Genomic DNA, 14,907 nt, shown 5'->3' with positions numbered 1-14,907 from the left:
GCGCAACCACGTCGGGTCTCAAAAGCGATGTTACCATCCGCTGGGCCCAGGAGATGGACGAAACCGATAACCAGTTTACCTGGGCTCAGTGGGCGCCGGCCGACTATGTGACAGCCTATCGACGTATGGTGACGGTATGCCGCGAGAATAATAAGTCGGCGAAATACATGTGGTCTCCGAAAGGTCAGCCCAGCCTGGCTGCCTTCTATCCTGGCGACGATGTTGTGGATGTCGTTGGGCTTTCTGTTTTTGCCCTGCAGCAATATGACACAGATCATTTCGGCAAGGAGCAGACATTTGCCCAGTCGTTCGCGCCCAAATACCAATTGGTCAAGGCATTCGGCAAGCCGGTCGTTGTTGCTGAGCTTGGCTACGAAGGCGATACTGAATACGTTCGCAACTGGGCCGAAAACGCCGCCAAGCATTATCCGGAATTTCCGGCCCTGACAGCCGTTGTCTATTTCAACGATAAGGAAGTTTATCCTTGGCCCCGCCCATATGGTCTCCCAGATTGGCGAGTCGTAAAAGACGCGACAAACTGAACGGGATTCACCCATAGCTCCATTGGAGGAACCGATGAAAATATTCCGAGCGCTATCGTTACTGTCCATCCTTGCGGTGGTGACCACATTTGCCTTTGAGGCTTCTGCTGCCCAAAGCAAAGCTGCGCAGCCTTTGGCGGCCTCTGTACCGCTGACCAGTCAAGAGCTATACAAGCTTTACGGCAATCGATCCTGGATATGGAAAGCGGGCGCCGGTTATTTTGCCGTCAAGCAGCGCGCGTTCACAGCCTGGTCGGCGGACGGAGGCGGTTCATATGGTCTTGGGCATTGGTTTATCACCGAGCCGGGGAAAGTTTGCTTCAAGGCAGTCTGGTATGCAAAGTCGGGCGATGCGCCCGCACTGACCTGTTTCAGCCATCGCAAACGGGGCAATGTGACTTACCAGAAACGCGAGCCAGGTGGGAATTGGTATCCGTTCAAATCCACGCCCGCACGCAAGGATGACGAATATAACAAGTTTCGGTCAGGCGATTATGTTGCGTCCGGATTGAAGCGGATGCGCGCAAAAATATCGCGCAAGTAAGCAGATCGACCGTACCAGCGGCCGCATTTGCCATAGACACTCACGAAACGCCAGGTCACGTGCCTGGCGATTCGTCATTGCACGCTGTTATTCGGCGACCTCATGGCTGCGCCGGAAACTTATCGGGCGAAGCAGGTAGACGTGCGCCCAAAGCCGCTTGGCGTACAGACATAGGGTGCGCGACCGAAATAGGACGCTTTCACAGCCGCCGCGGTGTTGCCGTTGTTGATGACTTTTCTTTTTATGATGCTTGTTTTGCCGGAGGCGGAATAGGCAAACTTTACCGAGTTCGATTGCACTTCGGACGCTCTGGCCGTATTCATAGCGCACAGCGAAATGGCCATTATCGAAGCAATCACGAGGATGCTTCTGGGCGAAAGTGGAGAATTGACTGGATTAATATTAATCTGAGTTAATTCTGTATCTGTAAATACTTTATTGACACTGCACATATTGAAGCACTCCCCGTATTTGTTACGTTAATGCTTAGCATGCGATCCATTGCGGGCGGTTTAAGCGAATAGATACAATTAGAAACAACCTAAAGATTTAGCAGCGGTATTGTATGTCCAAGGCTCGCGCTTTTTATTCGTGGCCGCTACAGGAGCCGATCGCGGGCTTTTAAAGCGGAGCTTTGACGGATTTTGGCGATAATATCTTAGTCCTGAAGGCGCTGTCGAAACAAGGGAGGGAAATGGGACCGACGCAGATTGCGAATGTCATGGCGGGCTTGCGGTAAAAGCTGTTTTGTCAATCGAGCGTTGCGTCGATCTCGCATTGCAACTGGGTCAATCTCACCCATGTTGCACGGCAGCAAGGCGTTGCACCGTTTGTTGATAGGCTACCAGTTGATGATTACGATGATGAGGCCGATTACGGCGGTAAAGGTAAAGACCCCTGCGAATATCAAGTCGAACATGGTCTGCTATCAGGTACGGGTGGCGCGGCTGTGGATGGGCTGTATCGGCGTTGAGCCTTTGCGCAGATTAGGCCGGCGCAAGGCCTGGAGTCGTCGGCGACATAGCACAGCTTCAGCTTTGGTAGTTGTTTGCAGCTGCCAAATACTTGCTCTTACCGGCCAAAGCTGAAACTGTTGCTATGGCGTCGGCGGCAACGCATGGCGGAAAATGTCCTTGTTTTTTAAGCATTCAGCGTGTCGTAGCGCGGGCAATCAGTGCGCGTACCGCGTCGCAGGTCTTCGGCCCCGCCCTCGAAACCTCAAGCAGGATGTCGATGGCGGCGTCTCTGCCGACCAGCGGGTGCGGGGCAACCGGATATTGCCGGCCGGGATCGAGAAAAAACATCGCCCGGCCCCAGGCGGCGTCAAATTCATCGCCGAGTTTGACATCATCGTCGCCAAGCAGCATCTCGATGATGGCGATGCTGATGGCTGATGGTGATTTGTCGTTCATGGCGGGACTTCTTTCGGGTCTGATGGCTATGGCAGCATTTGAACATGACGGCGTTCGGCCTTTTTCCGTTCCCAAAGGGTGTTTCGACGCCCAGGATCAATTGGCAGCGAAGGGTTGCTCACCCCATGTTGAAGGGCTCACGCGCGCAGTGCTTTTTGGGTGGATGGACCAGCGTTCTGCCGTTACGACAACCGGCACCGCAGACGGGAGCTCCCCTCCTACCCTGGTCGCAGTGCCGGGCTTTGACAGGCCCAGTCAGGGTCCGTCTCGGCGGAGCTTTTGTAGCGGAGGGATCAGCAAATATCTCACTCAGTCCTGACAAAAGATTGCGCTAAGCTGCCATAATGCTCATAGTGCGCGCACTGCCCGGTTGCATGGTTCGGCAGTCCGCGGCCTTAGAATTCTTAGGAGACCAAGGGCGGTGCCAACGTCAATAGGCTTGGCTGTTCACCTGGCGCTTTCAGAGCTTCAACGCCGCGGCGTTGACCCAGCTCCCTTTCTTGTGCGCGCCGGCTTGTCTGAGGCTGCGCTTGCCAGCAACAAACGGGTCAAGGTCAGAGCGGCGATCGAGTTTCTGGAGCGCGTTGCGCGGGCCCTCGAGGACGACTGGCTCGGGCTTACGCTTGCAGCCGATTTCGACCTGCGCGAACTCGGCATGCTTTATTATGTGGCTGCGTCATCGGCGCGATTTGGCGACGCACTCAAGCGCCTCGATCGGTACGAGCGCATTGCCAATGAAGCGCTGGATCTGCGGATCGTCAAAGGTTCGGGCGGCCGTGTCGGACTTTTTTACAATGGAGTGCCCCGCCACATCGACCGGCATCTAATGGAGGCCTTTGCGGTCGCGCTGGTACGGCTTTGCCGCCAGCTTGTCGGAAAGAGGGTCGTGCCGCTTTCGGCACGATTCATGCACCATCGTGCAGATGGCCGAAAAATCCAGCAGTTTCTCGGCTGCGAGGTCAGCTTTGACGCCCATGTCGACGAGATAAGTTTCGACGCTCGCGTGATGGACCTGCCTCTGGTTGGCTATGACCCCTATCTCAACGATCTGATGGTCAAGAGTTGTGATGATGCGCTCGCGGCACGCACACCCGGTACCAGTCCGTTCCAGACAGAGGTCGAGAACACGATCACGCCGCTTCTGCCGCACGGTGAAGCGCAGGCAAAGACGGTGGCTGAGAAGCTGAATCTCAGCGAGAGGACGTTCGCGCGGCGGCTGGCAGCCGAGGGATTGAGCTTTGGAGAAATCCTCGACCGGATGCGACGCGATCTCGCCATACGCTATCTTGAACAAAATCTTCGAGCTTCGGACATCACATGGCGACTTGGTTTCCAGCAGCCGAGCGCGTTCAGCCATGCATGCCGACGCTGGACCGGCAAGAGCCCCTCGGAGTTTCGGCGCTCTTGCGTGATAAGCGCGGGTCCAGCTTAAGCTGTCACCGCTAGAGCCGGCCTTTGAACCTAAACGATTCGATTGTGCTGTATGCGCAAGCGTGGCGTGCGTCCATCCGGCTCCCTATCGGCCGCATGGACTGGACGGCAAGGAGAGACGGAATGCACCGGGTCACACTTGCGACATTGAGCGACAGGCTTGCTTTCGACAGAAGGACGCTGGCCGCGACGATGTCATTCAGAACTTTAATCCCGACGAAGGACACGGTCTGTAAGAAGCACAGTCATGCAGACCTACTGATTTATACTATGTGATCTCAAGACAAACCGGGATACACCGTCGCTTCGCGTTGATGACCATCAAAATAAAGGTGGCGCTTAGTCTTTGGGAGCCGCCATGAACGAAGAGTCTTTCCGTCGCGCAGCTCCAACCAGAAAGGTTCTGATAAGCAACGCAACTCGCCACCTCGTCTCACGAAATGCCTTGCCTCTGGATGATTTATAAGACGATGACAAGGATATCAGTTCGGACTCATATGCCTGTTCGTTGAACGCTGCATAGACAAATCATTTGGCCCCGGCCTATCGCGGGCACGGCAACATTCGGCATATTTCAAGCAGATGATCCCGCCGTAGCGGGCTTGGCCTAGATGTTCCGCCAAATGCTGAGGAAGTGCGATATCGGAATCGCCACCACCTCAAATCCCACCTAACATGGAATCGGCGGTGCTGACGAACTCCATGAAGGTTGCCATCGTGAATATAACTATCCAAAGTTTCTTCATGAAGCCCAACTCGATCAGTTGCTCGGGTCCAGCGTAGGCTGCCGATCGATGACCATCATGGAGCTGAAGCTCAGGGGATTGGGCAAGGACTTTGGCGATAACCTGGTATTCGGCTGCGTTGGAGAAATACTGGCAGTCAGCGACTGCTGTGTCGACTTTTTGTCTAAGATCGGAAAAAAATTTAAAGTGCAATAGAACACCGTATATTGGGCCAAAATTGCGTTTAAACGGGCGCGGCTTGTGTATTCCCCTCGACAAAGAACTTTCGGAATCCCAAAAGGTCAGCGGATATTTTATAAGCTGATTTGACAGGCCGAACTTTCGTCCACGCAAGCCTCCCTTTATCGACCACCCCGAGCTCCCTTGTCCTATAACATATCCGGTGGCGTCGAATTGGTTTGCAATCCTGGCCCGTGTGGACAGAAGGCATGGGACTGAAGTGGCTGCAGGATCGGGTTGACAGTCTCGGCGGCTCATTTCGGGTCTCTCTGGGCCGGGAGGGCACCAACTGGATGCCAATGTGTCACTCTATATTGATGGTTAGCCGGGTAAGATGACTCCTCAGACCGTTACGACGATCTTGCCGTATTGTTCGTTGGATTCAAGAAATCGGTGTGCCTCGACGATTTCGTCGAACGCGAAAGTCCTGGCGATGACCGGCCGGAGTGATCCTTGAGCCAGGCCTTCCAGGATAAAGGCCTTGGCGGCCTGCAGCCGTACCGCATCGCCGATGATCTCGTGGACAAGATAGCCACGCAGTGTCAGGCTCTTTTTTAGAACTGTGAAAAGCGGGAACGGTGTCGGCTCGGTGCTCAAGCCGCCGAATTCGACAAGAATGCCACCACATCCCATAGCTGCGGTTAGTGGCGCGACGATGGGACCGCCGATTGGGTCGAGAACAACGCGCACGCCACAAGGGCCAGCGATAGCCTTTAGCCGCGCCTCCAGATCCTCTTGTGCCGAAGCTATGACGTGGGCAGCGCCGGATGCCAAGAGGAATTTTTTCTTGGTAAGGGTGCGCGTGACCGCGACCGGGGTCGCGCCAACCCTGTTGGCAATCTGAATTGCGGCAAGTCCGACACTGCTTGATGCGGCGGTTATGACGACGATATCGTCCGGGCGAAGCTTGGCGATGTCGATGAGTGCACCGTAGGCGGTAAGATATTGCATCCAGACAGCGGCCGCCACTTCAAAGTCTAATGACGGCGGGTGCTTGACGACAAGTTCGACCGGAAACGTGGCGACCTCGCCATAGGCCGGCCAGCGGGCCATCGACAGCGGCGGCACGACGCTGACGGCATCGCCTGGCGTAAAACCGGCCACATCCGCGCCGACTGCGGCAACGATGCCCGCCGCTTCAAGGCCAAGACCAGACGGTAAGGCCGGCGTCTCAATATACATGCCCGAGCGCATGAGCGCCTCGGCCCGGTTGAGACCCAATGCCTTGACACGGATCTGGACCTCGCCTCGTGCGGGTCCCGGAAGGTTGATATTCTCGATGCGCAGAACCTCCGGACCACCGTGCTCATGAAAGCGGACAATGCGTGCCATGGGAAGACGACTCCTAATTAATTGAACGTAATAACCTATGCCAGCCCGCCAAAGCCGGATAAACAACGTCATTGACAAAACAGTAGAAACTGAGAGTTTCGAATATGGATCGCTTGCTCAGCATGGCCGTTTTCGTCAGGGCCGTTGATCTTGGTTCGTTCGCCGCCGCTGCCGAGGCGCTGCGTCTCTCCGGCCCCATGGTGGGCAAGCACGTCCGGTTTCTCGAAGAGCGCCTGGGCGTGCGCCTCATCAATCGGACCACGCGCCGCCAAAGTCTGACGGATTTCGGGCGTGCCTACTACGAGCGCTGCAAGGTGGTCCTTGCTGAAGCCGACGCGGCAGATGAACTGGCAGCCGACCAGCTTTGCGCGCCGCGCGGGCGACTGCGCGTTACCATGCCCGCGCTTTTGGGCAGGTACTGCGTCATGCCCGCCCTTTTGAAATTCGCCCAGCAATATCCCTTGCTTGAACTCGACCTTTCATTCAGTGACAGGATCGCTGACCTTGCGGAGGGTGGCTTTGACCTGGCCATCCGCACCGGCAATCTGGAAGACAGGGCTGGGGTGATCGCGCGGCGCGTGGCGCGCCACCGCATGGTGGTCTGTGCGTCGCCATCTTATATCGAGATGCACGGCCAGCCACTTCAAATAGAGGATCTCGCCAGCCATCACGCCATCATCTATAGCCGGCCAGGCTGGGTCCACCCATGGCTGTTTGCCCGCAAGGAACAGGCTCCGCGAGAGGTCATGCCCGTCAGCCGGGTCAAGCTCGACGACATGGATGCCATTGCCGATGCCGCCGCCGCTGGCTTCGGGCTTGCCTGGCTTCCGTCCTGGCTCATTCGCGAACGGGTAGAGGCCGGCACACTTGTCCGGCTGTTGACCGCCCAGCCGGCATATGCGTTCGACAACTACGCTATGTGGCTGCAAACCCCCCACCTGCCGCTCAAGGTTCGACTCGCGGTGGATGCGCTCGCCGTTGACTTGCCCAAGGTCATGGCGTGATGACCGGATCAGCTCGACAACTGGCTGAGAATCCGAAGAATAGGCAGGGCGTCCATTTCTTTCGCATCGATGACGCGTGGCAAGGGATCGATGTTGACGCGCGTGCGGGCAGTTGGAACATTAACCCGACCAAACCCGGCTGAGTTGGGCGAACAGGGGCCAATTTTCGTGGAGGTCGTGATGAAATTAATGAACTTTGCCATTCTGGCTGTGACGGCAACGGCCATGCTTTCGGGTTGTGCGACGAACGAACAGGACCGCCGTGCGGGAACTGGCGCCGTGGTCGGTGCCGGCGTTGGTGCTGTCGCCGGCCAGGCGATCGGTCAAAATACCAGGAGTACAGTTGGCGGTGCTGCCGGTGGTGCACTTCTCGGCGCAGTTGTCGGAACGGCATCGACTCCCAGCAAGGACCGAAATAGCTGCCGCTACCGGCGCAGCGACGGCACCATTTTCATCGCACCGTGTTAAAGCCATTCAAGGCGTTGGCCTTCAGCCCTGGCGGTGACGCTGCCGCTAGCGGCTGAGTGTGCCGATTGCCCAGATGGCGATGACGTACCAGAGAACGTAAAGGCTGTCGGTCTGGCCGTTGCCGGTATAGATCTTCTGGATCGACCCGCCTGCGCTCAGTGTCAAATCTGACACGCCGCGCCAGAAGGCGGTGGCGACGGGTCGCAACAGGTGTGAAAGCCGCGGTTGGTAGAATGCGTAAAAGACCGCAACGCCGGTCGTAGGGGTGCGCCGATACCCGTAGATGTACCGCAGCCAGACCACGAAAAAGAGTAGTGCTGCGATCACCACAGTGATGGCCATGACAGGAATCGGATTCCAATAGCCGTAAATCGTCTCCAGCGACATGCCATCCCACACCAGCGTGGAGGCGAAGGCCGGATCAATTGCCGCAGAAACGGGCTCCATGAACAGCTTGGGGAAGAAGGACAGGGCAAGGATGGCGATGACCAGGAGATATTGCGGCACGATAAGCGCGACGGGGGCTTCCCTGATTGCTGAAAATGCGGCCTTCCGTTCTCCAAGAAAAACCGCGTAGGCCAGACGGAACATGTAAAGAAAGCCGGCAAACGTCGCAAGGACGGCGACGGCCGCGAGCCAATACCAGCCCTTTTCCACCATGGCGCTGAGAAGCAGCCATTTGCCTCCGAATCCGGCAAGCGGCGGCAGACCGGACATCGAGATGAGCGCGGTGGCTACGGCAGCGAAGGTGAAAGGCATATTGCGGACCAAGCCGCCATTTTCATCAAGAAGACGCGTGCCTGTGCGCAAGATGACGCCGGCCGCGGCAAGGAACAGTATGCCCTTGACCATCAGGTGGTTGGCAACGAGATAAAGGGCCGTGACCCAGCCAAGATGGCTCATCAGCGCGATGGCGGTGACGATATAGCCAAGCTGGCTCATGCTCGAATAGGCAAGCATGCGTTTCATGTCGGCCTGCTGCAGCGCCATTGCCGCCCCGAAGAAGGTCGTCAAAAGGCCGATCCAGCCCATGACATGCGCCATGTCGAGGCCAATCTCGGAGCGTATGGCGAGATAGGTGACGGAAAACAGGCCGAAAATCGCAACCTTGCTGACGACGGCCGACAACATCGCCGAAAGGTCGTCATCGGCCTCGGAATAGGCGCCGGGAAGCCAGATATGGACGCCCACAGCCCCTGCCTTGATCAGGAAACCCGCGGCAAGCATTAAAAATGCTGGCCAGGCATCGGTCCCTGCAGCCCCGAATGCCGCAAGATCAATCGTTCCATTGGCTGCCGCCGCCATGGCGAAACCGAAAAGCAGGCAGAAGGCGGAGGCAATTGAAAACAACAGAAATGGCAGCGCATAAGGATGAGCGTTGCGCGCCTGCGCGATCAAAAAATAGGAAGAGAGGGTGATCATCTCCCAGCTGAAGAAGAATTCGAGGCTCGTCCTCGTGCGCAGGAGCGCCGCGATCGACAAAAGCAGCAGCGTCATCAGCGGATAGTAGCCGGGGCGCCGGTCGGCGCGATAGAGGCTGGCTGAGGCGACCACCAGGGCGCCGGAAAGAAGAAGCACTGCGAAGAGGCGGCTGATGCCTTCAACCGGGCTGACGATCCAGACGCCTAGCAAAACAACTAGAATGAGCATGAGGCTTGATTTGAGCCGGCCGGGAAGCCAGTCGAGCAGGCACAGAAAGGCTCCGGCGCCAAGAGGCGCAAACAGCCACAGCGAGGCTGCTCCTGAAAGCGTTGCCGCGCCATATCCGCAAACGCACAAAAGAAGCGCGCACAGGCCAGCCGGAATGAGCCTGCCGGGTGGGACATCAACGGATGCCTTTTCCGGCGCGGCGCGGGTCGCCTGCTTGAACCAGCGGAACATATAGGCGACCTCAAACAGTGAGCCCACCAGAATGACGGCGATCCAGGCATATTGCCCTGCCGTCGCGACGCGCATGACGAGCTCCCATTTCGACCAGAAACCTGGGAAAGGCGGCAGACCTGCGATGGCGACAAGGAGAATTGCAAAGATGAGCAGGATCAGCGGACGTCCGGCTATCGCCGACCAGCCATCGACGTGCCGGCGATTGACGGCGCCCGCCAGAAAGAACAGGCCCGCCTTTGCCAGAAGATGATTGACGAACAAACCACCGACGACAAGCGGCATCGCCGCATCGGCTCCAAACTGGCGCATCAGCGCCAGCGCCAGGGTGAGCAGCCCCATTTGCGCAATCGAAGAATAGCCCAGCATCCGCTGAACATTTGTTTGCCTGAGCCCGGCAAGATTGGAGAACAGGAACGTTGCCCCGCCCGATATGGCAATGAGGGTAAGGTTGTCTTCAAACAGGGCAAGCAGTTTGAAGAGGGCGAAAAAGACGCCCGCCGACACCACACAAGAAACGAGAGCTGCAATTCCACTCGAGGCGGAAGTGTAAACATCAAGTCCCCAGCCATTGGCCGGAAACGGCTTGAGCTCGATGATGAGGCAGGAAAGGACAAGCAGCAATGCTGTTGTCCCGATCGGCCCGGCGATCTGCGCGCGCTGAGCGATCATAGCGTCGATGTTGAGCGTTCCGGTCACGTGATAAAGCAGGGCCGTACCCAATAGGAAAAAGGCTGAAGCGAGCACCGTTGCCAAGATGTATTTAAAGCCGGCGGTAAGCGCTTGGGGAGTGCCATCGAAGCCAAAAAGGCCGTACGTCGCAATCGATACGATCTCGAGGAACACGAAAAGGTTAAAGAGATCGCGGGTCATTACCATGCCGTTGACGCCCATGATCAAGAGCAGAAAGAGCAGCAGTGCCGCATAGTTTTGGCGCAGGCGCTCCCAGAGGTGCGTGGCCGCCAGGAGCGCCACGACGTTGACGCTGAACGCACATGCGGCTTCGAAGCGGCCGACGCGAAGATTGATCGAGTACGGCGGACCACTGCCGGCCGTGAGACTCTCGAACGCCGGCTCGCCCTGATGAAGCGCCAGGAGGAGGCCAGCGGAAATTACCGCGATGCCGGCGAGCGCGAGGACGAAAACCACCAAGGGCAAGGGCTTGGCGATGCGATAAAGCAGCGGGATCAGAAAGCTGCCGCCAAGGCCGAACAGGAAGATGTTCAACGGTTGCAGCAAGACCTCTACCATTTTTCCTCCGTGAAGGCGCCGATATCGAGCGTCTTTTTGGCATCGTACAACCGTCTTGCGAATGCGAGCATGATTGCGGTTACCGAAAAGCCGATCACGATGGCCGTGACGACGAGGGCGGAAGGAATGGGATCGACGGCGCTGGCCGCAGCATTGGCCTTCTCGAGCGCAGCATCGATGATTGGTGCGGTTCCCCCGGTGACGTAGCCGGTTGCCACCATGACAATGTGAATGCCGGTGTCGAGGAGCGAAAAGCCGATAATGATGCGCAGAATGTTGCGGTGAGCGAGCACTCCCCAAATGCCGATCAGGATCAGGAAAAATCCTGTGACGAGCAATATCTGCGAAACCGGCAGCTCCATCAACTCACCTCGCCTGTCATATCAGTTTCGGAACCGGTCGATGACAACACTGAGCTCCGCTCCGACTTTGATGCCCAATAGCGCCGATATCAGGGGAATTGCGCCAGCACTCAATAGCGTTCCAAATGTGCCGCGCGGCAGGATGTGGCTGTCGAGAAAACCGCCGAAAAAAACCATGCCGAGAATCCCGATCGATACATAAAGGACGCCGGCGAGCGATTCCGTCACGCTGAGGAAGCCATGATGCAATTGGCTCGCGGGATTCGCCAGCAAGAGCAGCATGATGCCGGAGGCGACCACCGCACCGCCCTGAAAGCCGCCGCCGGCCGAAAGATGCCCATTCATGATGACATAGGCACCAAACAGGAAAATGAGCGGCAAGATGACCTCAGCGCCGGTACGCACGAGTTCGCTCGGTTCGCTCTCTTGCGCCGGTATGGCGCGCTTTTTGTCGTCGGGCTTGTCGCCAAGGAGCACGCCAACGCTCGCCGCCACCATGAAGAGCACCGCCACCTCCCCCAGAGTATCGAAGCCACGATAAGTGATGAGGATTCCGGTCACGACATTCGGTGCGCCGAGTTCGCGCGGAACCTGCGTGAGATAGTATTCGGCCAAGGGGAACCGGGTCTGGCGTTCGCTATACCCTTTGACAAGGCCAAGGAAGATTGCCGCAAACGCCAAGACGGCGAGAAGGGCAAACAAGCGTCTCATGTCGCCCCGCCCTCCTCCTTGTGCTCGTTTTCCGCCTCGCGCAACGCATCGGTCATGGTTGATGGGGCCATGGGTGTGCGCATGGCATGGGCGGCGCGAGACAGCGCATGCGATGACAATGGATTGGTCATCAGCACGAAATAGGCAACAACAAGCAGCTTGGCGCTCCAGTCAGGGTGGTAGAACCCAAGTCCAACGAGCACCAGGATATTGCCGAGTGTCGATGCCTTGGTGCCGGCCTGGATGCGGGTGAAGGCATCCGGCATGCGCAACAGGCCAAGACCTGCCGAAAACAGGAAGAATGAGCCCGCAAGGATGATGATGCTGCCGACGAGTTCCATCACGGCTCCCTTCCCCCATCGGTCTTGCGCATGGTGTAAAGGAAAATCAGGGTCGCAAGGCCCGATCCAATGGCGGCCTCAGCCATCGCGACATCGGGGGCGGCGAGCAGTACATAGGACACGGCGGCAAAGAGGCTTGCCAATCCGGCACTGATCATCGCCGCGAGCAGATTTTCGAGCCACACCGCAAGGACACCGCTCGCAAGGATGCCGACGCAAACCAGAATGACGAGGAGTTCCAGCATGCGGGCTATCGCCTCCGTTCGAGGAAGCGGGCAATGGCAAGCACGGCAAGGAAGCTGAGCAGGCCATAGACCAGCGCCACATCGATATAGACGAAACGACCGGAAAGATGGGCGTAGAGCGCGATGAGGGCAATCGAGACAACAGTCAGCATGTCGATGGCAACGATCCTGTCGACGACCGTCCTGCCGATGACCAGCCGCGCGACACCGCAGGTGATGCTCAGAAAAATCAGTGCACCGGCAAGCTTCAGGATGATGTCAGCCAAAGATCGCTCCCAGGTGTTTCTCAAACGGGCCTGCAATCATCTCACTCGCAAGCTCGGGGTCGACGGTCTTGACGTCTAGCCAGTGAATGAACAGCGCATCGTCTTTTATTGCCATCACCAGCGAGCCCGGTGTCAGCGCGATCGAATTCGCAAGCGCCAGCCGTCCTATCGGTGATTTGAGCCGGATAGTGATCCTGACAATGCCGGGATGAATGTCGATGCGCCGCGCATAGACGTAGCGCAGCATGTTGAGGTTCGCCTTTACCAGCTCAACGAAGAACACCCCGGTATAGGCAAGGAAATGAAAGGCGCTTCGCGGTGTGGGCACGACGTGCCGCCAGGTGCCGCTGCGGCGCATGAAAATCCAGCAGATGGCCAGCGCGATCGCTGCACCGCTGACCAGGATCGGGAGGGCGATGCTGGAATTCAGGATCAGCCATAGCGAAAACAACAGCAGAAATAGGCTGACTGATCCCAAAGGCGAACCCGGTACGCCACTATGAGCCGTCTGTTGGTCTGATGCCATTCAAAGCGACCTTTGTAGAAAATCGAGATGATCGAACCGGTAGGCGGAAAGCAGGCTTGATATCAACCGCTTTTATTATAGGCGAATATTCGGGAAAAATGCTTTCAATTTGTTGTACGATCCTTGGTTTTATTGGCGAAAAGGCTGCTTTTGTTCCGGTGAATAGTATCTGGAGCAAAGGTTTGGGACTCAATGCCAATCACAGTGCTTTGGTGGGAAGGTAGAATGTTTCGACGGCCGCTTTTGGGTTGATGAGATTCGGCAATGACAATTTTGATGGCATGAGCAAACGCGTGCCTCAATGGCTGCCCGGTCGCAGCGACGATCCAGGCAAGCCAAGAAGGCGATCTGGATTTGATATGCTGTTTTTCCAGTCGAAGTGAAACGGATATCGCGCTCATGAACGAGAACCCTTCGAAGTCTTCATCCGCCATCTCCGTTGTGTCCAGTCTCGCCAGTTTCGAGCCGCTCAGTGCGGCCGAAGCCAAGATCGTTGCGCGTCTGAGTTTCGGAGATTTCGACAGGCTTGGAGACGGCTTACGCCCGGAGCGGGAGGATCCAACTCGCACCGTGCGCGCGGAGCTTCTGCGCTTGCTCATCCTCGGCAATCGCGAATACCGTTCCCATGAAAAGGGGCTGAGGCTTAGCGGTGCATGGGTAACCGGTATTCTTGACCTTGAAGGGTGCCGGATTCCGCGCGACATAGGTCTCAAGGACTGCCGTTTCGAAGCGTCGCCGGTGCTGCGTTCTGCGATTATCGATAACCTCTTTCTGGACGGTTCGTCCCTGCCTGGCCTGCAGGCCGATCGTCTCGAAGCGCGTGGGGGTCTATCCCTGCGCGGTGCGACCATCACTGGAGAGATCCGTCTCTCCGGGGCGCGTATAGGCGGCAACATCGAGGTAGACGGCGCATCGATCGTCTCGCCCGGTGGCATTGTTCTTGACGCTGATGGATCGGAGGTTCGCGGTGCGATCCTGCTGCGCGGCGCAGACGTCCGTGGGGGCATCAATTTTTCGGGCGTCCGGCTTGGCGGCGACCTCAATGCTGTTGGCGCGCGGATTGAACGTCCCGACGAAGTCGCCCTCAACGGAGACGCTATTGTTGCGGGTGGTGACCTCGCCATGCGAGGGGCAACCATCGTCGGCGAGGCTAGCCTTTTGGGCGCCCGCTTCGGTGGAGACATTGATTGCACGTCGGCGACACTCTCGCAGCCGGGCGGCTATGCCCTGAGGCTCAATCGTGCGAGCGTCGATGGCGCATTCTTCCTGCGGCAGGGTGCGTCGGTTGAAGGCACGCTCGACCTGACGGCGACGTCAATCGGTGCAATTGATGACGAACAGTCAAGCTGGCCAAAGGCCGGTGATCTGCTGCTAAACCGGTGCCAGTACGGAGCGTTCATCGGCGGCCCCGTCGATGCGGCAAGCAGGCTCGACTGGTTGTCTCGTCAGACGCCTGAACGATGGAACGCGGATTTCTGGCCGCAGCCCTACGAACAGCTGTCGACGGTGCTGCGGGAAATGGGTCACGACGAGGATGCCCGCGCCGTTCTGATCACCAAGGAACGGCTGCAGCGGCGCGCACGACGGGCACGCGCAAGGAATCCGGCGCTGCGCGTCGCCTTGGCC

At 57.6% G+C, this 14,907-nt stretch carries 17 protein-coding genes; 6 read left to right on the top strand and 11 right to left on the bottom strand.

Annotated features, from left to right (window positions below; all coding sequences use genetic code 11):
- A partial coding sequence (locus AAAB35_RS10065; protein ID WP_340668141.1) for a glycosyl hydrolase occupies positions 1 to 542 on the top strand: 542 nt, incomplete at its 5' end.
- Between the two features lie 34 nt (positions 543 to 576).
- Positions 577 to 1,086 (top strand): DUF995 domain-containing protein, encoded by a 510-nt coding sequence (locus tag AAAB35_RS10060; RefSeq protein WP_340668140.1) that lies wholly within the window; start codon positions 577 to 579, stop codon positions 1,084 to 1,086.
- Between the two features lie 1,148 nt (positions 1,087 to 2,234).
- Here the strand turns inward: AAAB35_RS10060 and AAAB35_RS10055 are convergent.
- Entirely contained in the window at positions 2,235 to 2,498 is a 264-nt protein-coding gene (locus AAAB35_RS10055; RefSeq protein ID WP_340668139.1) for a hypothetical protein, read from the bottom strand.
- A 421-nt stretch (positions 2,499 to 2,919) separates the two neighbouring features.
- Here AAAB35_RS10055 and AAAB35_RS10050 point away from each other — a divergent pair, with 421 nt between their 5' ends.
- Complete coding sequence (locus AAAB35_RS10050; RefSeq protein WP_340668138.1) at positions 2,920 to 3,930, top strand: AraC family transcriptional regulator; 1,011 nt, start codon at positions 2,920 to 2,922, stop codon at positions 3,928 to 3,930.
- A 658-nt stretch (positions 3,931 to 4,588) separates the two neighbouring features.
- Here AAAB35_RS10050 and AAAB35_RS10045 read toward each other — a convergent pair.
- Positions 4,589 to 5,008, bottom strand: a complete 420-nt coding sequence (locus AAAB35_RS10045) for a hypothetical protein (RefSeq protein WP_340668137.1) — start codon at positions 5,006 to 5,008, stop codon at positions 4,589 to 4,591.
- A gap of 228 nt (positions 5,009 to 5,236) precedes the next feature.
- Positions 5,237 to 6,226, bottom strand: a complete 990-nt coding sequence (locus AAAB35_RS10040) for a zinc-dependent alcohol dehydrogenase family protein (RefSeq protein ID WP_340668136.1) — start codon at positions 6,224 to 6,226, stop codon at positions 5,237 to 5,239.
- Positions 6,227 to 6,330: 104 nt separating this feature from the next.
- Here AAAB35_RS10040 and AAAB35_RS10035 point away from each other — a divergent pair, with 104 nt between their 5' ends.
- Positions 6,331 to 7,230 carry a LysR family transcriptional regulator gene (locus tag AAAB35_RS10035; RefSeq protein WP_340668135.1) on the top strand — a complete coding sequence of 300 codons (900 nt, stop codon included), beginning with the start codon at positions 6,331 to 6,333 and terminating at the stop codon, positions 7,228 to 7,230.
- Positions 7,231 to 7,419: 189 nt separating this feature from the next.
- Positions 7,420 to 7,698, top strand: a complete 279-nt coding sequence (locus AAAB35_RS10030) for a glycine zipper 2TM domain-containing protein (protein WP_340668143.1) — start codon at positions 7,420 to 7,422, stop codon at positions 7,696 to 7,698.
- Between the two features lie 45 nt (positions 7,699 to 7,743).
- On the opposite strand, the gene AAAB35_RS10025 is transcribed toward AAAB35_RS10030, so the two are convergent.
- From AAAB35_RS10025 to AAAB35_RS09990, 8 genes are all read right to left on the bottom strand, one after another.
- Entirely contained in the window at positions 7,744 to 10,830 is a 3,087-nt protein-coding gene (locus tag AAAB35_RS10025) for a proton-conducting transporter membrane subunit (protein WP_340668134.1), read from the bottom strand.
- On the bottom strand, positions 10,824 to 11,192 hold the full coding sequence (locus AAAB35_RS10020; RefSeq protein WP_340668133.1) for a cation:proton antiporter subunit C: 369 nt from the start codon (positions 11,190 to 11,192) through the stop codon (positions 10,824 to 10,826). Before AAAB35_RS10020 ends, AAAB35_RS10025 begins: the two co-directional genes overlap by 7 nt.
- Positions 11,193 to 11,213: 21 nt before the next feature.
- Entirely contained in the window at positions 11,214 to 11,903 is a 690-nt protein-coding gene (locus AAAB35_RS10015; protein ID WP_340668132.1) for a Na(+)/H(+) antiporter subunit B, read from the bottom strand.
- Positions 11,900 to 12,244, bottom strand: coding sequence for a monovalent cation/H(+) antiporter subunit G (gene mnhG / locus AAAB35_RS10010; RefSeq protein WP_340668142.1), 345 nt, complete (start codon positions 12,242 to 12,244; stop codon positions 11,900 to 11,902). Before mnhG ends, AAAB35_RS10015 begins: the two co-directional genes overlap by 4 nt.
- Entirely contained in the window at positions 12,244 to 12,489 is a 246-nt protein-coding gene (locus AAAB35_RS10005) for a hydrogenase subunit MbhD domain-containing protein (RefSeq protein ID WP_340668131.1), read from the bottom strand. Before AAAB35_RS10005 ends, mnhG begins: the two co-directional genes overlap by 1 nt.
- A 5-nt stretch (positions 12,490 to 12,494) precedes the next feature.
- Positions 12,495 to 12,755, bottom strand: coding sequence for a monovalent cation/H+ antiporter complex subunit F (locus AAAB35_RS10000; RefSeq protein WP_340668130.1), 261 nt, complete (start codon positions 12,753 to 12,755; stop codon positions 12,495 to 12,497).
- Positions 12,748 to 13,281 carry a Na+/H+ antiporter subunit E gene (locus tag AAAB35_RS09995; protein WP_340668129.1) on the bottom strand — a complete coding sequence of 178 codons (534 nt, stop codon included), beginning with the start codon at positions 13,279 to 13,281 and terminating at the stop codon, positions 12,748 to 12,750. The genes AAAB35_RS10000 and AAAB35_RS09995 overlap by 8 nt, the downstream gene beginning before the upstream one ends.
- Before the next feature lie 104 nt (positions 13,282 to 13,385).
- Complete coding sequence (locus tag AAAB35_RS09990) at positions 13,386 to 13,682, bottom strand: hypothetical protein (protein WP_340668128.1); 297 nt, start codon at positions 13,680 to 13,682, stop codon at positions 13,386 to 13,388.
- On the opposite strand from AAAB35_RS09990, the gene AAAB35_RS09985 reads away from it, so the two are divergent.
- On the top strand, positions 13,681 to 14,907 hold a 1,227-nt coding region (locus AAAB35_RS09985), incomplete at its 3' end, for a hypothetical protein (protein WP_340668127.1). The genes AAAB35_RS09990 and AAAB35_RS09985 overlap by 2 nt on opposite strands.

It is taken from the genome of Phyllobacterium sp., assembly GCF_037994425.1.
GTDB lineage: Bacteria > Pseudomonadota > Alphaproteobacteria > Rhizobiales > Rhizobiaceae > Phyllobacterium.
The sequence above is the reverse complement of the archived record's forward strand: the minus strand, read 5'-3'. Positions and strand labels throughout refer to the sequence as shown.